21 protein-coding genes are annotated in these 25,834 nt (G+C 33.5%); 5 read left to right on the forward strand and 16 right to left on the reverse strand.

What is annotated here, in order from left to right:
* Window positions 1–14 precede the first annotated feature (14 nt).
* From C7J89_RS11685 to fakB1, 15 genes are all read right to left on the reverse strand, one after another.
* Window positions 15–1,451 carry a tetratricopeptide repeat protein gene (locus tag C7J89_RS11685; RefSeq protein WP_103295386.1) on the reverse strand — a complete coding sequence of 479 codons (1,437 nt, stop codon included), beginning with the start codon at window positions 1,449–1,451 and terminating at the stop codon, window positions 15–17.
* A 17-nt stretch (window positions 1,452–1,468) separates the two neighbouring features.
* Window positions 1,469–1,906, reverse strand: coding sequence for an acyltransferase (locus C7J89_RS11690; RefSeq protein ID WP_229294374.1), 438 nt, complete (start codon window positions 1,904–1,906; stop codon window positions 1,469–1,471).
* A gap of 56 nt (window positions 1,907–1,962) precedes the next feature.
* The gene (lgt, locus tag C7J89_RS11695; protein WP_061855230.1) at window positions 1,963–2,796 is read right to left on the reverse strand and encodes a prolipoprotein diacylglyceryl transferase; all 834 of its coding nucleotides are present in this window, start codon (window positions 2,794–2,796) and stop codon (window positions 1,963–1,965) included.
* The gene (hprK, locus tag C7J89_RS11700; RefSeq protein WP_061855231.1) at window positions 2,793–3,740 is read right to left on the reverse strand and encodes an HPr(Ser) kinase/phosphatase; all 948 of its coding nucleotides are present in this window, start codon (window positions 3,738–3,740) and stop codon (window positions 2,793–2,795) included. Before hprK ends, lgt begins: the two co-directional genes overlap by 4 nt.
* A gap of 283 nt (window positions 3,741–4,023) precedes the next feature.
* On the reverse strand, window positions 4,024–6,861 hold the full coding sequence (uvrA, locus tag C7J89_RS11705; RefSeq protein WP_103295387.1) for an excinuclease ABC subunit UvrA: 2,838 nt from the start codon (window positions 6,859–6,861) through the stop codon (window positions 4,024–4,026).
* 9 nt (window positions 6,862–6,870) lie between these two features.
* Complete coding sequence (uvrB, locus tag C7J89_RS11710) at window positions 6,871–8,853, reverse strand: excinuclease ABC subunit UvrB (RefSeq protein WP_061855233.1); 1,983 nt, start codon at window positions 8,851–8,853, stop codon at window positions 6,871–6,873.
* Between the two features lie 271 nt (window positions 8,854–9,124).
* Window positions 9,125–9,361 carry a CsbA family protein gene (locus tag C7J89_RS11715; protein WP_061855234.1) on the reverse strand — a complete coding sequence of 79 codons (237 nt, stop codon included), beginning with the start codon at window positions 9,359–9,361 and terminating at the stop codon, window positions 9,125–9,127.
* 5 nt (window positions 9,362–9,366) lie between these two features.
* Window positions 9,367–10,008 (reverse strand): YfbR-like 5'-deoxynucleotidase, encoded by a 642-nt coding sequence (locus C7J89_RS11720; protein ID WP_061855235.1) that lies wholly within the window; start codon window positions 10,006–10,008, stop codon window positions 9,367–9,369.
* 247 nt (window positions 10,009–10,255) lie between these two features.
* Window positions 10,256–11,182 carry a COG3942 and LysM peptidoglycan-binding domain-containing protein gene (locus C7J89_RS11725; protein ID WP_103295388.1) on the reverse strand — a complete coding sequence of 309 codons (927 nt, stop codon included), beginning with the start codon at window positions 11,180–11,182 and terminating at the stop codon, window positions 10,256–10,258.
* Between the two features lie 371 nt (window positions 11,183–11,553).
* A protein-coding gene (gene prfB, locus C7J89_RS11730) for a peptide chain release factor 2 (RefSeq protein WP_103295389.1) occupies window positions 11,554–12,670 on the reverse strand; the annotation gives its coding sequence in 2 pieces (ribosomal slippage) (window positions 11,554–12,597 and window positions 12,599–12,670; 1,116 coding nt in all).
* A gap of 156 nt (window positions 12,671–12,826) precedes the next feature.
* On the reverse strand, window positions 12,827–15,358 hold the full coding sequence (gene secA, locus C7J89_RS11735) for a preprotein translocase subunit SecA (RefSeq protein WP_061855238.1): 2,532 nt from the start codon (window positions 15,356–15,358) through the stop codon (window positions 12,827–12,829).
* A 263-nt stretch (window positions 15,359–15,621) separates the two neighbouring features.
* A complete protein-coding gene (gene hpf / locus C7J89_RS11740) occupies window positions 15,622–16,185 on the reverse strand; it encodes a ribosome hibernation-promoting factor, HPF/YfiA family (protein ID WP_061855239.1) in 564 nt (187 codons plus the stop codon).
* Between the two features lie 66 nt (window positions 16,186–16,251).
* Window positions 16,252–16,923, reverse strand: coding sequence for a ComF family protein (locus tag C7J89_RS11745; RefSeq protein WP_103295390.1), 672 nt, complete (start codon window positions 16,921–16,923; stop codon window positions 16,252–16,254).
* The gene (locus tag C7J89_RS11750) at window positions 16,916–17,998 is read right to left on the reverse strand and encodes a DEAD/DEAH box helicase family protein (protein WP_233432823.1); all 1,083 of its coding nucleotides are present in this window, start codon (window positions 17,996–17,998) and stop codon (window positions 16,916–16,918) included. Before C7J89_RS11750 ends, C7J89_RS11745 begins: the two co-directional genes overlap by 8 nt.
* A 299-nt stretch (window positions 17,999–18,297) precedes the next feature.
* Window positions 18,298–19,161 (reverse strand): fatty acid kinase binding subunit FakB1, encoded by an 864-nt coding sequence (fakB1, locus tag C7J89_RS11755; RefSeq protein WP_061855242.1) that lies wholly within the window; start codon window positions 19,159–19,161, stop codon window positions 18,298–18,300.
* Between the two features lie 235 nt (window positions 19,162–19,396).
* Here fakB1 and C7J89_RS11760 point away from each other — a divergent pair, with 235 nt between their 5' ends.
* A complete protein-coding gene (locus tag C7J89_RS11760) occupies window positions 19,397–20,041 on the forward strand; it encodes a YigZ family protein (RefSeq protein WP_061855243.1) in 645 nt (214 codons plus the stop codon).
* Window positions 20,042–20,131: 90 nt separating this feature from the next.
* On the opposite strand, the gene C7J89_RS11765 is transcribed toward C7J89_RS11760, so the two are convergent.
* Entirely contained in the window at window positions 20,132–21,181 is a 1,050-nt protein-coding gene (locus C7J89_RS11765) for a glycosyltransferase family 4 protein (RefSeq protein ID WP_103295392.1), read from the reverse strand.
* A gap of 385 nt (window positions 21,182–21,566) precedes the next feature.
* Between C7J89_RS11765 and gdpS the strand changes: the two genes are divergently transcribed.
* The 4 genes from gdpS (at window position 21,567) to pepT (ending at window position 25,338) form a co-directional block, all read left to right on the forward strand.
* A complete protein-coding gene (gene gdpS, locus C7J89_RS11770; RefSeq protein WP_103295393.1) occupies window positions 21,567–22,637 on the forward strand; it encodes a GGDEF domain-containing protein GdpS in 1,071 nt (356 codons plus the stop codon).
* Between the two features lie 177 nt (window positions 22,638–22,814).
* Window positions 22,815–23,576 carry a threonine/serine exporter family protein gene (locus C7J89_RS11775; protein ID WP_103295394.1) on the forward strand — a complete coding sequence of 254 codons (762 nt, stop codon included), beginning with the start codon at window positions 22,815–22,817 and terminating at the stop codon, window positions 23,574–23,576.
* A 19-nt stretch (window positions 23,577–23,595) separates the two neighbouring features.
* Window positions 23,596–24,090 carry a threonine/serine exporter family protein gene (locus C7J89_RS11780; RefSeq protein WP_103295403.1) on the forward strand — a complete coding sequence of 165 codons (495 nt, stop codon included), beginning with the start codon at window positions 23,596–23,598 and terminating at the stop codon, window positions 24,088–24,090.
* Window positions 24,091–24,102: 12 nt separating this feature from the next.
* A complete protein-coding gene (gene pepT, locus C7J89_RS11785; RefSeq protein ID WP_103295395.1) occupies window positions 24,103–25,338 on the forward strand; it encodes a peptidase T in 1,236 nt (411 codons plus the stop codon).
* Window positions 25,339–25,834: the final 496 nt, after the last annotated feature.

The raw sequence follows: 25,834 nt of genomic DNA on the forward strand, positions 1-25,834 counted from the left end.
TATATTTCTCAAAACTATATGCTTAACAGATAATCTATCGCTTGATTTAAGCGATAGCGTGTTACATCAAACCAATCCATTACTTGTTGTTTCGAAACTTTGCTCTCACTATTTTGATAATAGTTATAAATAAAAGCAGCAACATAATGGCTCACATGCGTTAAATCTATATCTTCTGCGATAATCGCTTCTGCTTGATCAATCCATACAATAAACAATTCTTCGTCATCTTTCAAGCTTTCGATATTATATAGTTTTACTAAACCTCTATGCACGAAATCTAGCTTATTTAATTTCAAATCTTGAATAAGATACGTTAAATATAGTTTTTCATAATCGTTCATACCTTCTAAAATCGACCAGATTTCTTCAGTCAACAGTACTTCTCGACCTTTTAACTGATTGAGTAAAAAGATACCGTAAATACGACGATGACTATCATCATTTAATAATAAAGGTAAGATATGTTGATTAAAGAAGTTTTTGCTTTCTTCAATCTTCCATGGTGCATAACCTACGTCAACTTTTGAAATTTCTTGTAGTTTTGACCAGAAGAATTCACTTTCTTCTCGTTGACCTAAATAGTAATAATTAAAACTTAATGCATTATACATTTGCAAAGATAAAAATTTACCTTTTTTGTATAGTGGCACTAGCAATCTTTGTGATGCATCGTATTCTTTTAAATAACTTAAGACGATACCTAGTTTAAACGTTTCATCTTCATTCATTGGCATCACTTTACTTAATAGATGAATATATTTCTGATATTTCTCTGTTTCATTAATGTTATATAGCAATAAAGTATAATGACACAATGCATGCATATCTGATTTATCTTCAGCAAGCAAAGTTTCGAACATCTCTTTAGCAATATCATATTCACTTAAATATAAATAGCACATTGCTAACAAATTGCGTACGATTCTATGTTGTTGAACTTCGTCCTCTTGTCGCTTAATATAATCTTTCGCCTCTGGCAACCGACCTTGTGAGAATAAGTATTGAAAGATTAATTGCACTGCAAACAATTGACTTTCTAAGTTAATATCGTGCCCAGAATCATATGAAACTTCAAACATATTTTCTAATTCTTCGTGGTACGCTTCGTCTTCAGATATTAATACATAATTAATACCAAACAAGAAAGCCTTGTTTGGTTCGTTCAATTCGATGTTTAACTGACTTAATTGGAAGAAACTTTGTGCAACAAACTCATCTTTAATGATATATTCATAAAAAAGCGTTTCGGCGCGTTGGCCAGCCCCAATTTTTGATAAGCATAACGCATAATTTACGGTTACATCAAAATCTTGAGGTGACATTTCTAGCACTTTACCGAAATATTCAGCAGCTTTTTTATATTCTTGCTGCTGTAATTTTTGATTTCCCATTTTTTTATAAAAGTCCGCATCAAAATTCATTGGGATTATATTGTCATTTTGTGCCATCCATGTACACCTCCTTTTTATTTATCTCTTTGGTTCACAATTTGTAATGGATTACCATATGCTAATGCATTATTAGGTATATCTTTAGTGACGATACAACCTGCCCCAACTTTCACATTGGAACCAATAGTAACACCCGGTAAAACCGTGACATTGGCACCTATCATCGTATTATTACCAATGTAAATCTTCCCAGTGCGAAATTCATCAACTAGAAACTCATGTGTTAACAATACTGTATTATAGCCAACTATACTATTATGGCCAATATGAATGTACTCAGGATACATAATATCAGGCACGACTTTATATGCAAAAGCAGTATGCTCACCAACGGTCATCTTTAATAGATGCCTATACATCCATCTTTTTAACTTTAAACTAGGTAAATAGCGACAAATCTCGATAACAATCGTCTGTTTTAAAACTTTAAATTTACTTACGTGTCGATACATCGTCCATAGCGGATTGATATTTGCGACACGTTGTTTGTTAATATTTCTCACTGCAATCACTTCGCTTTTGTTTTCGGCCAAGATAATGGACCTGCATCTTTATATTGCATTGGATTATATTTTACTCTTCTAAAAATTATAATTGCTATACCAATTATAACGAGTATGACAGACATTAATTGGGCTACTCTAATATGTTCCGTCAACATTAAACTGTCTGTACGCATACCCTCGACAAAAAATCTGCCAATAGAATACCAAATTAAATATAAACAGAAAGTTTCTCCAATTTTCAAATGCTTACGTAACGTAATCAAAATAATGAAACCTAAAATATCCCATACAGACTCATATAAGAAAGTAGGTTGATAATACTGACCATCAATATACATATTTTTAATTATAAATTCAGGAATATGTAGATGTTCAAGTGCAGTACGAGAAACAGGGCCACCATGTGCTTCATGATTCATAAAGTTTCCCCATCTACCAATACCTTGTCCTAGAATAATACTCGGTGCGATAACGTCTCCCATTTGAAATGGGTTATAATTTTTCATTTTACAAAGTATAACGCCTGTAGCAAAACCACCAATTAATCCCCCATGAATAGCAATACCACCATGCCAAATCATCGGAATCTCAATTGGATTTTGTAGATAATAAGGTAACTGAAAGATGACAAAATAGATACGCGCTACGATAAAGCCAAAAATCGCACTCCAAAAAATAATATCCACGAGTGTATCTTTATCATGGCCGATACGTTTGACGCCAGCCTGTGCAATAAAGTATCCAAGTAGAATACCTGCCGCAATAATAATGCCATACCATCTTATCGAAAGTGGTCCTAATTCTATGGCGACTGGATCGATATAACTTAACATCATTGAGGTAAATCTCCTTCGTTGTTTTTATTACTATTGCGCATTATCTCAGCATTTAATCTATCATTAAACTCTTCAGCAGTATTAATGCCCATAATATTAAGTCGATAGTTCATTGCCGCCACTTCTAAAATAACTGCAACGTTACGACCAGGTCTTACTGGGATAGTTTTCTTCGTAATTTCATTATCTAAAATACGTAATGTTTCTTCATTTAACCCTACACGGTCATAGAGTTTATCTTTATGCCAATTTTCTAAATGTATATTCAAACGAATTCTCTTTTCAGTCAGGATTGAGCCTGCACCAAATAATGTCATAACATTGATAATACCTAACCCACGAATTTCTAAAAGATGTTCGATTAATTTAGGTGGCTTACCAATCAATTCGTCTTTACTCACTTCTCTAATTTCGACATTATCATCAGCTACAAGTCTATGACCACGTTTAACAAGTTCTAAAGCTGTTTCACTTTTACCAATGCCTGAATCACCTGTAATCATAACACCAACGCCATATACGTCTACAAGTACACCATGTAATGATGTCGTACGAGCAAGTTCATGTTCTAAAAATGTCGTTAAACGACTCATCAATTGCGTCGTAGCAACCGTAGACATAATTAATGGCGTCTCTAATTCTTTTGCAGCTTCTATTAATTCTTCAGGGGGTTCTAAATCTCTCGTCACAATAATAGCCGGTGTTTCGGGGCGACATAACTTTCTCATTCTACCTTGTCGTTCTTCATCCGGGAGTAAATTATAAAAAGATAATTCAGTAGTACCTAATAATTGAATACGGTCAGATGCATAATGAGAAAAGTAACCTGCCATCTCTAATCCTGGTCTAGAAATATCTGTATTTTTAATTTGCTTATTTAAACCGGCCTCGCCAGCTATCAGTTCAAGTTCAAACCGTTCCACTAGATCTTTAGTAGTTAACATAGGTTCACCTCAATAATATTTTTCCTATACGTATTATGTTCATATCATATCAAAAAGTTACTATTAAACATAATTAAAATATGTGTAAATTGTATGACTGCTCACGTATTAAAATGGTCTATTTATTAATTATATACGATTAGTCACAATAACGTCTAAATATATTAAACTTTTATACTGTAAATTTTTTGTTATTTAAAAATGAGCAATAAAACGTGCCTATCAATTAAAAAATGGCTGAAACATTAAAACATGCTTCAGCCATTTTGCTATAAGTTATTTATTAATTTTGCACACTATCACGTTCTAAGACGTGTTTTAAATATTGACCTGTATAACTTGATTCAACTTGTGCGATTTCTTCAGGCGTCCCTGTAGCGATAATCGTACCACCACCGTCGCCACCTTCAGGACCTAAATCAATAATATGATCTGCCGTTTTAATCACGTCTAAATTATGTTCGATAATAACGACTGTATCGCCATTTTCGACCAAGGTATTTAAGACATTTAATAAACGACCAATATCATCAACATGTAGTCCAGTTGTCGGTTCATCTAAAATATAAATAGATTTACCAGTTGAACGTTTGTGTAATTCGGATGCCAATTTAACACGTTGTGCTTCCCCACCAGATAAAGTAGTGGCAGGTTGACCCAATGTCACATAACCTAGTCCAACATCGACTAATGTTTTTAATTTGCGATGTATTTTTGGTACATTTTCGAAAAAGTATGTTGCTTCTTCAGCAGTCATGCTCAGTACATCAGCAATATTTTTACCTTTATACGTAACTTCAAGCGTTTCACGATTGTATCGTGAACCATCGCATACTTCACAAGGCACATAAACGTCAGGTAAAAAGTGCATCTCTATTTTAATAATGCCATCACCTTTACATGCTTCACAACGTCCGCCTTTAACGTTGAAACTAAATCTACCTTTAGAGTAACCACGTACTTTCGCTTCATTAGTTTGCGCGAATATATCTCTAATATCGTCAAAAACGCCTGTATAAGTAGCAGGATTAGAACGAGGTGTACGTCCTATTGGTGATTGATCAATATCGATTATGCGTTCTAATTGGTCAATACCTTCGACTGCATCACAATCTCCTGGTTTCACTTTTGATTTATTTATTTCTTTTGCTAATGATTTATAAAGCACTTGGTTTACAAGTGAACTTTTACCAGAGCCAGAAACGCCTGTAACAACAGTCATCGTTGATAATGGAAAATCAACATCAACATTTTTCAAGTTATTGCTACGCGCACCTTTAACGCTTATTTTTCTATCTGTAATTTCTCGTCGATGTTCAGGTACATCTATGCGCTTTTTACCACTTAAATATTGACCAGTTAACGAATCTTTACTCTTCATAACTTGTTTTGGTGTACCACTAGCAACAATTTCACCACCGTGTTCACCTGCACCAGGGCCAACATCGACTAAATAATCCGCAGCACGCATCGTATCATCATCATGTTCAACAACTATAAGTGTGTTACCTAAATCTCTCATTTCCTTTAACGTTTCGATAAGACGATCGTTATCGCGTTGATGCAAGCCGATAGAAGGCTCATCTAAAACATAAAGCACACCTGACAATCTAGAACCTATTTGCGTAGCTAATCTAATACGTTGTGCTTCCCCGCCTGAAAGCGTACCAGATGAACGATTTAACGTTAAATATTCTAAACCAACATTAAATAAGAATTTCAAACGTGAAATAATTTCTTTTAATATTTGGTTTGCAATCGTTCTATCTTGATTAGATAGTTCAATATTTTCATAATAATCAAGCGCTTCTTTAATAGATTTATTAATTACCTCACCAATATTAAGTCCTGATACGTAAACAGATAAGGCCTCTCTACTTAGACGTTGTCCATGACAAGTTTCACAAGGTAATTCTGTCATATATTTACTCATCATTTCACGTACATATTCTGATGGTGATTCATGGTAACGTCGATTAATATTATTAATTACGCCTTCAAATTCCATCGTACGTGTTCTAGTTTGACCGTTACGTTGTTTAAAAGTAAATTCTATTTCTTTACCTTGTGAGCCGTTCATTAAAATATCTTTTTGTCTGTCTGTTAATTTTTTGTATGGTTTATCCATATTTATTTTATAAACTTCACATACGCGTTTTAATAGCGTTGGATAAAAATCAGAACTTGTTGGTTCCCATGGTACGATGGCACCTTCATTAAGCGTTAAGTTTTTATCAGGCACTACTAAGTCCATATCTACAGTCAATTTTTGACCTAGACCATCACACGTTGGACAAGCACCAAATGGACTATTAAAACTAAACATTCTTGGTTCTAACTCACCAATTGAAAAACCACAAATTGGACAAGCATGATTTTCGGAGAATTTTAACTCTTCGTCACCGATAACATCGACAACTAAATTTCCTTCTGCTAAACGTAAAGCAGTTTCTATTGAGTCCGCTAAACGTGTTTCAATACCTTCTTTAACAACGAGTCTATCGACAACAACTTCAATGGTATGATTTTTATTTTTATCAAGCTCTGGCACTTCGTTAACGTCTGTAATTTCACCATCGACGCGTACACGAACGTAACCTTTTTTAATAATATCGTCGATTAACTTCTCGTGTGATCCCTTACGATGTGAAACTACAGGAGCAAGCAATTGAATTTTAGTACGTTCTTCTAAATTCAATATTCTATCCGTCATTTGTTGCACTGTTTGCGATTCTATTTCAATACTGTGATTAGGGCAATATGCTTTACCTACACGCGCATATAATAAACGAATATAATCATATATTTCAGTCACTGTTGCTACGATAGATCTAGGATTTTTACTAGTAGTCTTTTGATCGATTGATATTGCAGGTGACAAACCTTCAATCGTGTCTACATCAGGTTTATCCATTTGACCTAAAAATTGACGTGCGTATGCGCTTAGCGATTCAACATAACGTCGTTGACCTTCTGCATAAATCGTATCGAAAGCAAGTGAGGATTTACCTGATCCAGAAAGACCTGTCATGACAATCAATTTATTTTTAGGAATTTCAATATCTACACTTTTTAAATTATGGGCACGCGCCCCTTTAACGACAATAGATGGTTCTTTCATATATTAATGTCACCCTTCTGCTTTTAATTCAAATAACATATCTCTTAGTTCAGTAGCTTTTTCAAAGTCTAAATCTTTGGCAGCTTGTTTCATTTCTTTTTCTATATTTTGAATTGTTTTTTCGCGTTCTTTCTTAGTCATTTTCTTAGGTAGTTCTTTTTGCTGTTGTTCATTCGTGTCATCACTTTCAACAGTGGCACTAATAACATCGTGAATTTTTTTGTTAATTGTAGTCGGTGTAATGCCATATTTTTCGTTATAGGCTGTTTGTATTTCTCGACGACGTTCAGTTTCATCAATAGCATAACGCATTGAGTCTGTTATTTTGTCGCCATACATAATTACTTCACCTTCACTGTTACGTGCAGCACGACCAATTGTTTGTACTAACGAACGTTCTGAACGTAAAAAGCCTTCTTTATCAGCATCTAAAATAACAACTAATGAAACTTCTGGAATATCTATACCCTCTCTTAACAAGTTAATTCCGACAACAACATCATAAGTTCCCATACGTAAATCTCTTATAATTTCAATACGCTCTAATGTTTTAATCTCGGAATGTAGATAATTGACTTTAATACCCGCTTCTTTCATATAGGTCGTCAAATCTTCACTCATTTTTTTCGTTAATGTTGTAACGAGCACACGTTCATTTTTGTCGATACGTTCCTGAATTTCACCCAATAAATCATCGATTTGATTTTCAGTAGGACGCACTTCAATTTTAGGATCTAGTAATCCAGTTGGACGAATAATTTGTTCTACCATTTCGTCTGTATGTTCTATTTCATAAGGTCCAGGTGTTGCAGACACATATACAAGTTGATTTGTTTTTTCTTCGAATTCCTCAAATTTTAACGGTCTATTATCTAAAGCACTAGGCAACCTAAAGCCATGGTCGACCAATACTTGTTTACGTGCTCTATCTCCGTTATACATGCCTCGTACTTGTGGTAACGTAACATGTGATTCATCGACCATAATAAGCCAGTCGTCACCAAAGTAATCTAATAGTGTATATGGCGTTGAACCTAATGGTCTTAAAGTTAAATGGACTGAATAGTTTTCAATTCCTGAACAGAAGCCCATCTCACGCATCATCTCTAAATCATAGTTCGTACGTTGTTCAAGTCTTTGCGCTTCTAATAATTTATTTTCAGATCTTAATTCTTCTAAACGTTCGGCTAATTCATCTTCTATACGTTGGATAGCTGATTTCATCTTTTCTTCACGAGTTACGAAGTGAGAGGCTGGGAAGATCGCAAAGTGTTCACGTTCACGTATAACTTCGCCAGTTAAGTAATTCACTTCTCTAATTCTATCTATTTCATCACCAAAAAATTCAACTCGGATACACATTTCTTCACGAGAAGCCGGGAAAATTTCCACGACATCGCCACGTACTCTGAAAGTCCCACGACGAAAGTCAATATCATTACGTGTATATTGTACATCTACTAATTGACGTAACAATTCACTTCTATCCATTTCCATGCCAACTCTTACACTAACTACTAAATCGCGATATTCATCTGGATTACCTAAACCATAAATACAACTTACACTGGCAATAATGATAACGTCATCGCGTTCAAACAAAGCACTCGTTGCAGAGTGACGTAATTGGTCTATTTCATCGTTAATAGAAGCGTCTTTTTCAATAAATGTATCTGTGGAAGGCACATATGCTTCGGGTTGATAATAGTCATAATAACTAACAAAATATTCGACTCTATTTTCAGGGAAAAATTCTTTAAACTCACTATATAATTGGCCTGCCAATGTTTTGTTGTGAGCGATAATGAGTGTTGGTTTACCAACCTCTTTAATAACGTTACTCATCGTAAACGTTTTACCAGTACCTGTGGCTCCTAGTAATGTTTGATGTCTTTTACCTTCATTGATGCCATCTACAATTTTTTGTATAGCTTGAGGTTGATCGCCTTGAGGTTTAAAATCAGAAGCTAATTTAAATGGGTAATGTTCCATATGTGACACATGCCTCCTATTTATTATCGCATTACATGTCTTTATTCATTAAACTTGTTCGTATTTAACATGTTATTTTACATAATTCTGCATTAGTTACAGTCTATTTTAACAGATTCAGTCACTTTTATACAAACATTTGTTCGTTATTTTAAGTTTACTTTTGTTCAAATAAAAAACAAACATAGGTTGTACGCTATGTTTGTTTACGAATGTATATAGTATAAATGTATATAGACAAAACAATCAATTTTATTGTTTGTTGTATCATTTAATCATAATCATCATCTTTTTTATGAAACTTTAAATTATCTATAATGATATAGCCTGCCAAAATAGATACTACATCGATAAAAATTATCCATTCATTGTGAAAAAATCCCTTTTGAACGGATACGCCAATTAATACTAACGTTAAAATTGTTCCAACCCATTTACTTCTAGTTAATACGCTAAATAAAATGACTAATACACATGGGAAAAATGAAGCAAGTATGTACCATATCATATTATTCACTCATTTCTTTTATTGATAATACTCATCGTTGTATCATATAACTCTGACTTTGGAATATATTTTTCTTGTAACATTTCTGGAATAATATGCTCTATAAAATCTTGCACCGAATAAAGGTGATCAAATTGCATGATAGTTTCTAGAGACATTTCATAAATTTCAAAAAACAATGGCTCTGGGTTTCGTTTCTGTATTTCGCCTAATGTTTCATATAATAAATCAATCTTATCTGCTACTGATAGAATTTGACCTTCTAACGAGTCATCTTTACCTTCTTGTAGTCGTTCACGATAAATATTTTGAAAATGTTCTGGTATTTCTTCACTAATAAATGTGTCGACCATTTCTTCTTCAACTTGCGAGAATAATTTTTTTAGTTCACCACTCGCATACTTCACAGGTGTTTTGATATCCCCGGTAAATATTTCAGCAAAGTCATGGTTTAGTGCTTTTTCATATAAACTCTTCCAATCTACTGTACTACCTCTATACTCTTCAACTGTACCTAAATATTGCGCAATTTTCGTAACTTTAAACGAGTGCGCCGCTACATTATGTTCAAAATATTTAAATTTCCCTGGTAGTCTTATTAACGTTTCTAAGTCGGATAAACGTTTGAAATATTGATGTACACCCATGACACATGCCTCCTCGTATATTTAAATAAAGATTATACTTGTTTCTATTAATTGAAGCAAATGTGATAAATATTGTTAAACAATATATCGTGATTGCTTAAATTAAATTATGCAGTGTTTAGGTGTAATTTTCAAAAATAAAACGACTATAACTAAAATATTCACGCGCTTCGTCATTTCAAAACATAATTTTGCTTTGAATAATTAAACGAAACGTGACCTATTATAGTTATAGTCATAATTTAAATTAATGAATGTATTGATATGCTCCAGTATTCGTAATTGTACGATATGATTTTTGTCCTAAACCTTGCCAATTCATTTCAGAAACGACAATAGAACCATCTTGATTCGTCTTTTCAACGATACCTACATGACCAAATGGTCCCGCAGTTGTTTGAAAAACTGCACCTACAGCTGGTTGATTATTTACTGTAAATCCTTGACTTTGTGCTGCTGAAGCCCAGTTATTAGCATTGCCCCATAACGTACTAATTGATTTGCCTAATTGTTGGCGACGATCAAATGCATAATATGTACATTGACCCCAATCATAATAATTATTATGTCCTGCAAAATTAGTGCTTCGCGTATTGTATGACGGCTGTTGATAATAACTAGATTGACTTGCATCATAATTGTATGGTTGTGTATTTATATTGTAATTACTTGTATATTGTGTAGTGTATGAATTTGCATACCGATTACTAAAATCTGACGTATTGTTTGTAGCTGTAGCTGTTGTATGTTGAGTTGATTGTACTGCAGTTCTTAACTCACTATTAAATGGTGATAAGTGTGCAGAACCTTTTTCCGTGATTGTGATGCGTTGTCCTGCGTGAATCATCTCAGTTACGTTAGGGTTTAACTTATAAATTTTTTCTAAAGAAACCTGATATTTTTTACCTATTTTATATAACGTGTCACCCGTTTTTACCTCTACAATATCTTGGTCTGGTAATAAAAGCGTTGTACCTTTAGCGACATGTGTCGTATTTTCCGCTAGACCATTCAATTTAATAATGTCTGATGTTGTTGAAGCATATTTCTCTGCTAATGTACTAAGTTGAGTTTCTTCCTCAGCAACTTGATGACTCTGACTTGCCGAAGCTGTATGATTTATTAAACCAATTAATGATAAAGAAAAAATAGAACTCGTGATAGTTTTTTTCATGGTGTTGTTCAATCCTTTTTAACCGATTTTGTGATTTTAATATAGCACACTTTTTATAAACACGTGTTACTGTTATCAAGCTGTAATAAAAGCGTTAATTTTACACATATAATTCAAATCAAAAACTATGAAACCATGCATTAAATCAACGTTTACGGAAATCAATCTCATCAATCGGTTAATAAATCTAATTGAAATTTACATATGAAATTATAATATTTTTAAATTGAAAAAATTTTAATGTCTGCGCCGCATTATGATTCAACTCAATAAAAAAGTCGCACCTCAATTAATTATCATCTTAGCGCCATATTTAATAGCTTAGTGATAGTAATGAGATTGCGACTTAATATTTTGTAGTAATTTATTTATTATTTTTCTGCATTCGCCATTTGATTACGTAAATATGCTTCCATGAATGGACCAATATCCCCGTCCATTACTGCATCAACTTTACCAGTTTCTTCATTTGTTCGATGGTCTTTTACCATTGAATATGGATGGAATACATAAGATCTAATTTGGCTGCCCCAACCAATTTCTTTTTGTTCACCACGAATTTCAGCCATTTGTTTTTCTTGTTCTTCTAATTCTAATTGATACAATTTGGCTTTTAACATTTTTAACGCCGCTTCACGGTTTTTAATTTGTGAACGTTCGTTTTGGTTATTAACGACAATGCCAGTTGGATGGTGCGTAATACGGATTGCTGATTCTGTTTTGTTTATGTGCTGACCACCTGCACCAGACGCTCTGAACGTATCAATTGTAATATCGTCTGGATTGATTTCAATTTCTATCTCGTTGTTGTTAAATTCAGGAATTACGTCACAAGAAGCAAATGAAGTATGACGTCTACCTGAAGAATCAAATGGTGAGATACGTACTAATCTATGCACACCTTTTTCAGCTTTTAAATAGCCATAAGCATTGTGACCTTTAACGATAATTGTCACACTCTTCACGCCTGCTTCATCACCCGGTTGATAATCAGCTGTTTCTACTTTATAACCTTGTTGTTCACAATAACGTTGATACATTCTTAAAAGCATGCTCGTCCAATCTTGAGACTCTGTACCGCCTGCACCTGGATGTAATTCTAAGATTGCGTTATTTGCATCATAAGGTCCATCTAGTAATAATTGTAATTCAAAGCGTTCGATTTTATCATTAAATTCCGTGATTTGGCTTTCTAACGCTTCTTTCATATCGTCATCATTTTCTTCTACTAATAACTCGTGCGTAGCTGACATATCATCTAATTCATCAGTCAAACTAGTAAAATCATTAACCACAGACTTTAACGCATTATTTTTATCGATAATGTCTTGTGCTTTATTTTGATCATCCCAAAATGTTGGGTCCGCCATCATTTCTTCGTATTCTTGAATATTTGTCTCTTTTTCCTCTAAGTCAAAGAGACCCCCTAAGTTGGTCTAATTTAGCTTCATAACTATCTAAGTTTCTTTTCATTTCTGATAATTCCATTGTACATCGCTCCTATTAGCGTTTAATTAACATTCTCTTTTTAATAAACTGTTCACTTTAAAAGTATATCATTATATACAAGATTTCAAAACGTTGTCTGTGCTTGATAAAAAACTGGAGTATGTCAACAATATTAACATACTCCAGTTGCGTATTTTATGCGCCGTGACAGTTTTTGTATTTTTTACCACTACCGCATGGGCATGGGTCATTTCGGCCAATATGTTCATCTTTAACATAAGGTTGCGCTTTAGCTTTTTCTTTGCCATCTTCTGCTGAAACATGTTCGGCCTTACCAAAGTCAGTAGATTTATCTCTTTCTACATCATCTTCTACCGTAACGACAGATTTTAAGATATATTTACTAACATCTTCTTCGATTTGTTGCATCATTGAGTCGAATAGCTGATGACCTTCATTTTGATAGTCACGTAATGGGTTTTGTTGACCATAAGAACGTAAATGAATACCTTCTCTAAGTTGATCCATTGTATCAATATGATCAGTCCAGTGTGTATCGATAGAACGTAATAATATCATACGTTCAAATTCGTCGAATTGCTCACCAATTGCTTCTTTTTGTTCAGCTAATGCTTTTTCTACTTTTTCCCATACTAGTTGATAGATGTCTTCGCTATCTTTACCTTTTATTTCAGATACGTTTAATTCATTTTCATTTAAAAATACATCATCGACGTAATTTACGAATGGTTCGTAGTCTGGGTCTTCTTCGTCATCATTAATATAATGTGCAACACTGCGTTCTAGTGTTGATTGCAACATAGAATTTACAAGTTCACTACTATTTTCACTATCGATAATGCTATTACGTTCACTATATATGATTTCACGTTGTTTACGTAATACATCATCATATTCAAGGATACGTTTACGTGCATCAAAGTTATTACCTTCAACACGTTTTTGTGCAGATTCAACAGCACGAGATACCATTTTAGATTCTATCGGCGTTGAATCGTCCATGCCTAAACGGTCCATCATTTTTTGTAATCTTTCAGAACCAAAACGAACCATTAATTCGTCTTGTAATGATAAATAAAAACGACTATCCCCACGGTCACCTTGACGACCAGAACGACCTCTTAATTGGTCATCAATACGTCTAGATTCGTGACGTTCAGTACCAATAACCGCTAAACCACCTAATTCTTCGACGCCATCGCCAAGTTTGATGTCTGTACCACGACCGGCCATGTTTGTAGCGATTGTAACAGCGCCACGTTGACCAGCGTTTGCAACAATTTCTGCTTCGCGTTCGTGGTTTTTAGCATTCAATACATCGTGTCGGATACCACGTTTTTTAAGTAAATTAGAAATATATTCACTTGTTTCAACTGCTACCGTACCTAAAAGAACAGGTTGTCCTTCTTTATGTTTTTCAATAACATCTTCAACAACTGCATCAAATTTACCTTTTTGACTAATATAGATTAAATCTGGCTTATCAATACGTTGTACCGGTTTATTCGTTGGTATTTGTGTAACGGTCATATTATAAATATTTCTAAATTCTTCTTCTTCAGTTTTAGCTGTACCTGTCATACCAGACAATTTGTTGTACATTCTAAAGAAGTTTTGGAATGTTATAGAGGCCATCGTTTTAGATTCGTTTTGAATTTTTACGCCCTCTTTAGCTTCAATTGCTTGGTGTAAACCTTCAGAGAAACGGCGACCTGGCATTGTACGACCTGTAAATTGGTCTACAATTAAAATTTCTCCGTCATTAATCATATAGTCTACATCACGTTGTAACGTTACATGTGCACGTAATGCTGTATTGATATGGCTAATGATTTCAACGTTTTTAACATCATATAAATTATCGATTTTAAACATACGTTCTGCTTTATCAATACCTTGTTCAGTTAACTGCACCGCTTTTGTTTTTTCATCATAATTATAGTCGTCTTCATTTTTTAACATTTTCGCAAATACATTAGCTTGCGTATATAAAGAAGTAGATTTTTCAGCTTCACCTGAAATAATCAATGGCGTACGTGCTTCATCAATTAAAATTGAGTCGACTTCGTCAATGATTGCAAAGTTCAATGGACGCATTACACGTTCTTCGGCATAGTTCACCATGTTATCACGTAAGTAATCAAAACCTAATTCGTTGTTAGTGCTATATGTTATATCATCAGCATATGCTGCACGCTTTTCTTCAGTTGATTTACTGTTTAAATTTAGTCCTACAGATAAACCTAAAAAGTTGTATAGTTCAGCCATCTCTTCACTTTGTGAACTAGCTAAATATTCGTTGACCGTAATAACGTGAACGCCTCGGCCTGCTAAGGCATTTAAATACGTAGGCATTGTAGCCGTTAATGTTTTACCTTCACCAGTACGCATTTCTGCAATATCGCCTTTATGGATAGCAATACCACCCATTACTTGGACACGATAAGGAATCATGTTGAAAACACGTTTAGAACCTTCGCGCACTAAAGCAAAGGCTTCTGGTAAGATATCTTCCAATATTTTTTCTTGTTTTTTAATATCGTCTTCTGCTTGCAGTTTCTCTTGAAATTCTGCAGTTTTATTTCGAATCTCTTCATCAGTTAGTATTGCTATATCCTCTTCTAATGAGAGCACTTTGTCTGCTAATTTACCAAGGCGTTTTATTTCTTTATTATTGCCATCAGCAATCTTTGATAAAAAACCCATTATGTTCGCTCCTTTAGCTTATTAACTCTTTTCCTTACAACAATTTATATTACCACTTATAAGCATAAATTTACACTTATATTACCGTTACTAAAAAATACTTGCTTATTATTTTTATATTTTTAAAATTGCGTTTCAAAGTTATTGTTATGAATCTCTATGAAAGCTATTTTTACTTTCAAATTATTACATATTAACATAACAAAAATTAAGCGTCCAAGATTTAACACATCTTGGACGCTAGAACTATAAATTTAAAATTATTATTCTGATGTTTCGATTAATCCGTATTTACCATCTTTACGTTTGTAAACAATGCTTGTGCCATCTGTTTCACGATCTGTGAAAATAAAGAAATCATGTCCTAATAAATCCATTTGTAGTACTGCTTCTTCAGAATCCATTGGCTTTAAGCTAAACTGTTTAGAACGTATAATTTCGAAATCTGTATCTTCAGAACTATCTTCTTTCACATCATTATTTGGTTCTGTAATTTCAGCGAAAACGTCAGGCTCTCCGCGGTCTTTATGCTTACGATTAACTCTAGTTTTATATTTTCGAACTTGTCTCTCTAACTTACTATTAATTAAATCAATTCCTGCATATAAATCATCGTTACGTTCCTCTGCTCTTAGAGTAACATTTTTAAGCGGGATAGTTACTTCAATTTTAGTTGTTGAATTAGTATACGTTTTCACTTTTACATGTGCAGTGGCATCTGGCACATCATTAAAATAGCGTTCTAGCTTACCAATCTTCTCCTCAATATAGTTGCGAATAGCATCAGTAATAGTGAGGTTCTCTCCGTGAATTTCAAATCTGATCATAGTAATCGACTCCTTTAAAACCACTATATTGGTGTTGTTGCTTAACTTTATAATACCACGTTTATCCTACCGTGCAAACGTAAACACATCGAATTTTCTGATTTTTCTTACAAAAAAATTACACGCTACTTGATGAACGGTAATTCCAGTTGTATAAATATCATCTACAAGTAAAATGTATCTATCGGTGAAATCATGAGTCGTAATAATTTCGAATGGATTAGCTTGTGCTGCTCTTTGCTTTTTAGTTAACGAAGATTGTTTTAATTTATATTGTGCTTCCACACATGATAAGTATGTTACATCCAGCTCATCCAATACAGCCGTCACTGCGTTGAAAGTGCGTTCATTATCTCTGTCTGTCGGAGAAGGTATCGGAATAATATGGTCATATTTATTTTGCGGTAATGTTATTCTTTGTGCAATGACTTCTTTTAATGCGTAATCTTTCATAAATTTATACTGTTGCAGCGTTTTTTTAACCGCACCGCTATAGTTATATTGGCAATAAAGTTGCTCCATTAAGGTATAATGGTGCGTTAGGTACAAACAATCTTTACATATAGAATCATTATTATCTTTACGCTTTAAACATCTTTGACAACGCTCTGCTTTGTTAATTTGAGCTTCTGCCCATTGCACTTTGCAACTTTCGCAAATATTATTGGCGCTATTAAACAAGTTAATAATATCTATTTGGTCTATAAAAGGTGTACGACATTGTAAACATTTAGGCATCGACCCACCCTTTCTTAATAGCTAAATGATTCATATGTTTTATTTTTCTGCGAGCAGCTATCATAGACCAAGAAACACCCTGATGACAAAATAAGACTAAACCATCAAATGCATATAACTTTCTTCCTACCCTGCCTGCAATTTGTATTAAAGCCGAAGTGAGAAACAAATGACTTTCCAAAACAATGACATCTAAATGTGCCATTGTGAAGCCTCTTTCTAAAATGGTAGTTGTAAAAATAACTTTATATTTTCCCGCCCTTAAGTCAGCAATTTTTTCGTATCGCTCGCTATCTTCACTATATACATAGGTCATATCCTCTATATAGGATCGGTATAATTGATACAATTTCTTCATATCAATTATGTTATTAACGAATACAAGTGTTATACGCTTATTTTGTATTTGTTGTTTAAGTAATTGTACTAACGTTGGATGTATTTTATGTGTATAAATTTTTAAATATTTAAATGTGGGGACAGGTAATAAACGTCGGTGATAACGTGCAGGTAATTTTATTTGATTATGTGGAGGGATAGTTTTAAGCAGTTGTTTTGGAGGCGTGGCAGTCATATAAATATGACTATATTTGGGGCATGAAGCTAGAGTGAGTGCTTTCATAAGTATGAGATCCATTGCTAATGGAAAAGCATCTACTTCATCTATAAATACCACGTCAAAATGCTTTTTAAAGCGCAATAATTGTTGCACTGTCGCTACTACAAAATGACCGTTATATTGTTGTGGATGCCCTTCATATATTATATCAATATCTTCATATTCAAATGCTTCTACGAGTCTCAAGCTCACTTCAATTACAACATCTACACGGGGTGACACGACTGCTACATTCAAACCGTGTTGTCTAGCATACTGGATACCTTTAAATATCATTTCTGTTTTACCAGCACCAGTTACAGCATCGAGTAATAAATTTTCTTGCGCCTTTATAGCTTCTACTATTTTATTAGCAGCGTATAATTGTTGTTCGGTTAACGGAAATTTTAATTGATATTGTGCAGTAGATTTTTGTTTAGCACTCGTTGTTATTAGTACTGAATTCACATTATCCATACGTCCTAAAAACAAACAACGTCTACAATAAGTTATCGTCTCATCCCTACATTTTGAATAGTACGAATAAAAATCATGTGTATCATTAGTGCCACATTGTACACATGTCCATAAGCCATCTTTTTTAAAAACGCCCTTACATTTATAGGCTATCCTTTCAGATGTCAGTCGTCGATTATCAGTAATTAATTTTCCGTATAATTTTATATTTATCACTCCTATAAAAAGAGACTAGCACGTTGTTACTATTTGAGTATTTTACTACTCACAAGTATATGTGCCAGTCTTTATCTTAGATTTTATTCTTCTATTATATCTCTACTTACATAGCCTAAGCCTATGCCACCTGAACCTAGATGTGCAAGAATGACAGGTCCAAACTCAGAATATATGATTTTATAGTCTGGATATTTTTGTTTTAAATCATTATATAACCATTCAGTGTCCTCTTTCTTATCTCCACCTATAACGAAAATAGTAAAAGTATCTAGTTCTTTAACCTTCTCAATCACTTTATTTTCAAGTGCAAGCAATGCTTTTTTCTTTGTGCGCACTTTTTCTTCCGGAACAATTTTACCGTCATCAAATTTAAGTACGGGTTTCATTTTTAGCATTGTACCAATCCAAGCTTGTGCTCCAGTAATTCGTCCACTCTTTTGTAGATTTTTCAAATCGTCTACCATTAAAAAGGCGCCTGTGTTTTCGCGCATATCAGTTAAATCATCGATTATTTCTTTTGGTTGTAATCCTTTATTAATCAGTTCAATCGCCCTTAACACATACGATCCTTCAACCATAGCAGCTAATTTTGAGTCAAATGTATGTACCTTAACGCCTTCGACTAACTCTGCCGCTTGTGTAGCCGTTTGATAACTACCACTAATACCTGAAGACAGAAAGACGCCGATAATATCTGTATATCCTTGATCTCGCAATTGTTCATATTTTTTTATAAATTCACCAATTGCAGGTTGGCTTGTTGTAGGTATCGTCTTAGATTTCTTCATACGTTCTTGGAATTCTGGCGCAAAGATCGTTTCATTTTCTATATAGTTATCACCATTATCAAAAGTAACACTTAGAGGAGCTATAGGTATATTATGTTTCTTTAAAATAGACTCACTCAAGTAGCTTGTAGAGTCTGTTATCACAGCTATCTTCATGTCAAACCTCCCAATGTAATTATACTTATCACAATCATACCTTAATTTCTTTTAATTTAAAATCGATTTTACATTTATTTTGATATTGCAAACAGTGTATAATAATTACACAAAATCGTCTTTGCAAAGTTATGCTTTGCATTGTTAATGACTTACACCTATTGTAAGTCATATAACATTATATATTTCACTACATAATTATAATATAGTCAAATAAACTACGGGTGGTCGTACAATGGAACAACAATCAATTATTACTATTAAAAAAGCACATACTATAGAAAATGTTATTAGTAAATCACGCTTTATAGCTCAAATTAAGCCTGTTCAATCAGAAGAAGAAGCAAAGCAATTTATTGCTGAAGTTAAACAACATCACAACGAAGCGACTCATAATTGTTCTGCCTATACCATTGGAGATAATATGAACATACAAAAAGCAAATGATGATGGCGAACCTAGTGGTACTGCCGGCGTTCCAATGCTTGAAATATTAAAAAAGTTAGATGTACATAACGCATGCGTCGTCGTTACAAGATACTTTGGCGGTATTAAATTAGGTGGCGGTGGTCTAATTCGTGCATACAGTGGTGCCGTTAGAGATGTTATCCATGATCTTGGTCGCGTACAGTTACTACCGGCAATACCTACTAAAGTAACAATCGCTTATGATTTGACTGGAAAATTTGAACATGAACTTGCTTCCACTAATTTTATTCATCGCGATACGGAATATACTGATAAAGTAAGCTATTTAATAGATGTATTAGCTACTGAATATGATGATTTCATCGCATTTTTAAACCGTACAACTGCGAGCAACTTCGACATAACCGAGGAAGATGTTAAACGCCTACCATTCGACATTGAAACACCATAACACAAAAAAATTCTGAGATTAATATGTAAGACAGCCCTCTATAAAACGGGTTAGTATTACATAAACTAATCTCAGAATTTATTTTTATCGTTAATCTTGATGTTCTTTTTTCTCTATTAATTTTAATAACGGTCGATATTCATCATCAATTAGACCAGTAAATTCTACTATTAATTCGATAGTTATAACAATTAAAATCAACATCATAATTACGCCCCATGATTGAGACAAATACAATATGATACTAGAAAGACTAAATAAAATCGCTATTGAATAAATAAGTAATACTGTTTGTCTATGTGAATAGCCTAAGTCTAATAATTTATGATGTAAATGTGATTTATCAGCTTGCATAATATGTTGCCCTTTTTTCACACGTCTTATCATAGCGAAAAGTGTATCTATAAAAGGTACCGCTAAGATAACGATTGGGAAAAATAACGACACGAATGTTATATTTTTAAAGCCAAGTAACGATAAAAATCCTACGATAAAGCCTATAAGTAATGCACCACTATCACCTAAGAAAATTTTAGCTGGGTGAAAGTTGAAACATAAAAATCCTAACAATGCGCCGATTAACACACTACAAATCATAATGATAAATATGTTAGCTTGTAATATGGCGATAAAACCTATAGTTGCTAATGCAATTGCAGAAACACCAGACGCAAGACCATCGAGGCCGTCTATTAAATTAATGGCATTAGTAATTGCTACAATCCAAATAATTGTAATTGGTACACTTAAAATTCCAAAATGAATCGTCGGACCAATAGGTAATGAAATAAAGTCAATTGTTACACCATAATAAACAACAACGATTGCTGCAACAATTTGACCAATCAATTTAATTATTGGTTTCAAATCATATATATCATCAATTAAACCGACAAGATAGATTAATACAGAACCAATAACTAGCGGTTTAACCTCCGTTTCAATCGGATGTCCTAACCAGATACCCAGTAGAAAAGAAAACAAAATAACAGTACCACCTAGAACAGATACTGGCTTAGTATGTACTTTTCTAAAATTGGGTTTATCTACAATATCCATTTTTTGCGATACTTTTATGATTATTGGTGTAAGTATTAAACTGACGATCATTGAGAAAATGATTAATAATAATGTATACATCAGTTCACCTTCATTATTTTTAATTCTGAATATTTTCAAATCTTATTACCGATTTATTTATTAAGATACTTTGCTGTTTAGTGTTTTATAATTAACTCACCAACACTGTTTGAATATTGTCATATATACTAGTAGTATCTTCATACTCACCTAACTAATATAACTTATATGTATTTATGAACACAAATACTTATGTATCTAGAAAAATAAAAATATTCTTAATGTCTATTATCAAATTATTTTTAGTTTAATTTATTATATCATTCACAAAGTTCATTTAACATGAAAATATTGCCATGTGATGAAATTACAGGAATATTAATGACAAATTGTAAGTTTTCACTTACAATAACAAAGTGTCTTTTTAAAGGAGCGTAAAAAATTAATGTTTGAAGCTATTGTTTATAATATTGCAGTTACAGTAGCTGGTATATATTTATTCCACCGGCTACAATACTCAGAAAACAAAATTATGGTTTTTTCTAAAGAATATGTATCTGTATTAATGACCATTTTAGCGTTATTATTATCAGCTTATCCTATTCCTCTATTTAATACCTATTATCTCGAATTAACTTTCGTACCATTATTATTTATAGGAAGATATACGAATGCTGTATATACCGTTGCCGCAGCGGTTATTGTGTCATTGGTCAATATTTTTATTTTCGACCATTCGATTATAAGTGGCATCATTTTAACAGTTATTGCGATTATCGTAAGTACAGTAGGTCCATTTTTAAAACAAAGTGACATCATGGCAGTACAAATTCTTAATGGTATCAGTTTAATTATCTATTTAATATTAGCTTTGATTAGTCCTTATGTTGAATTAATGGAAGTATTGTTCTTAATTCCGATTTCATTCGTATTAACGTTAACGTCGTCTATTACCTTTGTCGATATTTGGCACTTCTTCTCATTAGTTAACAGATATGAGCATGAAGACAGTATCGATTATTTAACTGGATTAGGTAACGTTAAAGAATTTGATAGACATTTAAATGAGGTCTCAAGCATAGCAGAACAAAACAACGAAAGTTTAGGTTTATTACTTATTGATATAGATGGCTTCAAAGATGTAAACGATCAATACTCACATAAAGCTGGGGATGCAGTGCTAAGACAAATGGCACAATTACTCATAAACTATGTGCCACAACATTTTAAAATTTATCGTAATGGTGGCGAAGAATTTTCAATTGTACTTAGAGACTATACTTTAGATCAATGTGTAAAATTAAGTGAATCGATTCGTACTGGTGTGGAACAATCATCATTCCACTTACCAGATAAAGCAGTTATTAAACTGTCAGTTTCTATCGGCGTTGGATTTTTAACAAAAGAAGATTATAAATCTCAACGTAAAGTATTCAAAGATGCAGATGATATGTTGCATGTAGCAAAAAACGAAGGACGTAACCAAGTCATGTTTAATCCTATCGTTAAATTATAATTACGGAAACAGCAATTCATTATTTATTATATGGATTGCTGTTTTTTAGGGTACAATATAAATATTGAATTTATTAATTACTAATTAAGATTAGAACCTTGTTGCTGACTATTGAAAGTTGGGTAAAGAGGTTGTAAACTTTCAATTGTTCTATTATCCAAGTTGGAGGTGGCATCAATGTCCGAATCAATCACCATTATTGATGAAAATAAAGTGATTGACCTAGTGCTTATTGCAGGTAGAATACTACTTGAAAGCGGTGCTGAAACTTATCGCGTCGAAGATACAATGAATCGTATGGCCGCAAGTTATGGCCTTGAAGATACATATAGCTTTGTAACTTCTACTGCTATTATTTTTTCGTTGAATAATCGTACAAACACAAGATTAATTCGTATAAGAGAACGAACTACAGATTTAGAGAAAATTGCGCTAACAAATAGTTTATCGCGTAAAATATCAAATAATGAAATAACAATTGATGAAGCTAAAAATGAACTTATTGAATTACATCGTTCATCTTTACAATATTCATTTTACACACAATTTTTTGCAGCAATGATTGCTTGTGGCTTTTTCTTATTTATGTTCGGTGGTGTCGCACATGACTTTATATTTGCAGCTATCGCCGGTGCACTAGCCTTTTTAACTTTTGGCTTTGTGCAAAAATTTATTCAAATTAAATTCTTCTCAGAATTTATTAGTGCCGCAGTCGTCATTACATTTGGTGCCATATGTACAAAATTGGGATTAGCTTTAAACCAAGATACGATAACCATTGCCGGTGTTATGCCTTTAGTTCCCGGTATTTTAATTACCAACGCGATTCGTGATTTATTAGCTGGTGAATTATTAGCTGGTATGTCGCGTGGTGTTGAAGCGGCGCTTACTGCTTTTGCCATAGGTGCAGGCGTAGCCATCGTATTATTGATATTTTAAGGAGGAATGAATCATGGTTTTGTTATATTATTTAAGTCAATTTGTTATTAGTTTCATAGCCACGACGCTCTTCTCCATTATCTTTAATGCGCCTCGTCGCCTATTATTGGCATGTGGTTTTGTTGGCGCTATGGGTTGGATTATATATAAATTCACACTTGATGCAGACCTCGGTAAAGTAATGGCAGCTTTTTTAGGAAGTTTAATATTAGGCGTCATGAGTCATACGATGAGCCGTCGTTATAAACGACCGGTAATTATATTTATCGTACCTGGACTTATCCCGCTCGTGCCTGGTGGTTTAGCTTATGAGGCAACAAGATTGCTTGTTTCAAATAACTATACACATGCCGTAAATACTTTTCTAGAAGTAACCCTTATTTCTGGTGCCATCGCCTTCGGTATATTATGTGCAGAAATAATGTATTACATATATACGCGAATCAAGCAATATTATGGTAAAATGAAGGGCAAAACATATAAAAAATCTTATGATATCAATAACAGAGCTTAAGGGGTGCAAAAAATGAAATCAGAAATAATAGAAAGATTAAAACGATACGTCCAAATTGACACTCAATCTAATCCAGAATCAGAAAATACGCCATCAACTGACAAACAATGGGATTTATTACATTTATTGGAGCAAGAATTACAAGATTTCGGCCTAACTACAGAATTAGACGACAATGGTTATCTATTTGCAACGTTAGAAAGTAATGTTTCTTATGATTTACCTACAGTTGGATTTTTAGCTCACGTCGATACGTCACCGGACTTTAACGCAACTAACGTAAATCCTCAGATTATCGAAGATTATGACGGTCAACCGATTAAACTAGGTCATACAAATCGCATATTAAGCCAAGACACGTTCCCTGCTATGCGTAAAGTTGAAGGACACACATTAATGGTTACTGATGGTACATCGTTATTAGGCGCTGATGATAAAGCTGGTGTTGTAGAAATTATGGAAGCATTAAAATATTTAATTACACACCCTGAAGTAAAACACGGCCGTATTCGCGTTGGATTTACCCCTGATGAAGAAATTGGGCGCGGACCACATAAGTTCGATGTTGAAAAATTCAATGCGGATTTTGCTTATACAATGGATGGTAGTGAATTAGGTGAATTACAATACGAAAGTTTCAATGCCGCTTCGGCAGTTGTAACAACAAACGGCGTCAATGTACACCCTGGTTCAGCAAAAAACGCTATGATTAATGCCATCTTACTTGGCAATCAATTTAATGCTTTGTTACCACAAAATGAAGTTCCAGAAAGAACTGAAGGCTATGAAGGATTTTACCATTTAATGCAATTTAATGGCGATGTAGAAAAAGCTACACTCCAATACATTATTCGTGATCACGATCGCCAACAATTTGAATTACGTAAAAAACAAATGCTAGAAATTGCAGATAATATTAATGCGCATTATGAAGATGACCCAGTACAAGTTTCAATCAATGATCAATATTATAATATGGGCGAAAAAATCGAACCTAATCCGCACGTTATCGATATTCCAAAAAGAGTGTTTGCAAAATTAAATATCGAACCTAACACTGAACCTATTCGTGGCGGTACAGATGGTTCACAATTATCTTACAAGGGACTACCTACACCAAACATTTTTACTGGTTGTGCTAACTTCCATGGTCCATTCGAATATGCTTCTATCGATGTTATGGAACAAGCAGTGTCTGTCATTGTAAATATTGCTGAGGAAGTAGTTAATTACTACGATGAACAATAATCATTAAATTAAATGATTCAATATAAAAGAAACGTCAAACGCTATCGTGTTTGACGCAGACTGTCGACAAAGTCTACGACTTTGTCGACAGTTTTTTATGCGCATACTTTCCCAAGATACAGTTTCAGCCAGAAATTCTACACAGATCAATCTGTGAGAATTTCTAAGGTCTTTAACTCTTACTGTTCCCTCCGGAGTCAGCGCATAAATACTGCCCAATGTAAATTTATTATATGATAATAAGTGTATTAATACATTGGTAGTGATGATGTTGTTAAACAAGTCTATGGATAAAAGAAATCAATATGAAATAATATCAATTTCTGAATTAGTTCCAAAAGCACATTTACTACGTAAAGTTGATAAAATGCTCGATTCGAATTTTGTATATCATCTTGGCGAAGACAAATACTGTTTATATAATGGACGACCCTCAATTGCCCTGTTATTTAAGTTAAAATACTATTAATCTAATGATTATTCGGTATTTAGTCAA

The sequence above is a fragment of the Staphylococcus kloosii genome, from assembly GCF_003019255.1.
In the GTDB taxonomy this organism is placed as follows: domain Bacteria; phylum Bacillota; class Bacilli; order Staphylococcales; family Staphylococcaceae; genus Staphylococcus; species Staphylococcus kloosii.

Coding starts and splice junctions, on each gene's coding strand:
- C7J89_RS11760 (WP_061855243.1), top strand. CDS start 19,397: ATGGAACAACAATCAATTATTACTATTAAAAAAGCACATACTATAGAA.
- C7J89_RS11750 (WP_233432823.1), bottom strand. CDS start 17,998: ATGGATAATGTGAATTCAGTACTAATAACAACGAGTGCTAAACAAAAA.
- C7J89_RS11685 (WP_103295386.1), bottom strand. CDS start 1,451: ATGGCACAAAATGACAATATAATCCCAATGAATTTTGATGCGGACTTT.
- uvrB (WP_061855233.1), bottom strand. CDS start 8,853: ATGGAACATTACCCATTTAAATTAGCTTCTGATTTTAAACCTCAAGGC.
- C7J89_RS11725 (WP_103295388.1), bottom strand. CDS start 11,182: ATGAAAAAAACTATCACGAGTTCTATTTTTTCTTTATCATTAATTGGT.
- fakB1 (WP_061855242.1), bottom strand. CDS start 19,161: ATGAAGATAGCTGTGATAACAGACTCTACAAGCTACTTGAGTGAGTCT.
- C7J89_RS11775 (WP_103295394.1), top strand. CDS start 22,815: ATGTCCGAATCAATCACCATTATTGATGAAAATAAAGTGATTGACCTA.
- C7J89_RS11690 (WP_229294374.1), bottom strand. CDS start 1,906: ATGTATCGACACGTAAGTAAATTTAAAGTTTTAAAACAGACGATTGTT.
- hpf (WP_061855239.1), bottom strand. CDS start 16,185: ATGATCAGATTTGAAATTCACGGAGAGAACCTCACTATTACTGATGCT.
- uvrA (WP_103295387.1), bottom strand. CDS start 6,861: ATGAAAGAACCATCTATTGTCGTTAAAGGGGCGCGTGCCCATAATTTA.
- C7J89_RS11765 (WP_103295392.1), bottom strand. CDS start 21,181: ATGTATACATTATTATTAATCATTTTCTCAATGATCGTCAGTTTAATA.
- C7J89_RS11715 (WP_061855234.1), bottom strand. CDS start 9,361: ATGATATGGTACATACTTGCTTCATTTTTCCCATGTGTATTAGTCATT.
- C7J89_RS11720 (WP_061855235.1), bottom strand. CDS start 10,008: ATGGGTGTACATCAATATTTCAAACGTTTATCCGACTTAGAAACGTTA.
- C7J89_RS11745 (WP_103295390.1), bottom strand. CDS start 16,923: ATGCCTAAATGTTTACAATGTCGTACACCTTTTATAGACCAAATAGAT.
- gdpS (WP_103295393.1), top strand. CDS start 21,567: ATGTTTGAAGCTATTGTTTATAATATTGCAGTTACAGTAGCTGGTATA.
- lgt (WP_061855230.1), bottom strand. CDS start 2,796: ATGATGTTAAGTTATATCGATCCAGTCGCCATAGAATTAGGACCACTT.
- hprK (WP_061855231.1), bottom strand. CDS start 3,740: ATGTTAACTACTAAAGATCTAGTGGAACGGTTTGAACTTGAACTGATA.
- pepT (WP_103295395.1), top strand. CDS start 24,103: ATGAAATCAGAAATAATAGAAAGATTAAAACGATACGTCCAAATTGAC.
- secA (WP_061855238.1), bottom strand. CDS start 15,358: ATGGGTTTTTTATCAAAGATTGCTGATGGCAATAATAAAGAAATAAAA.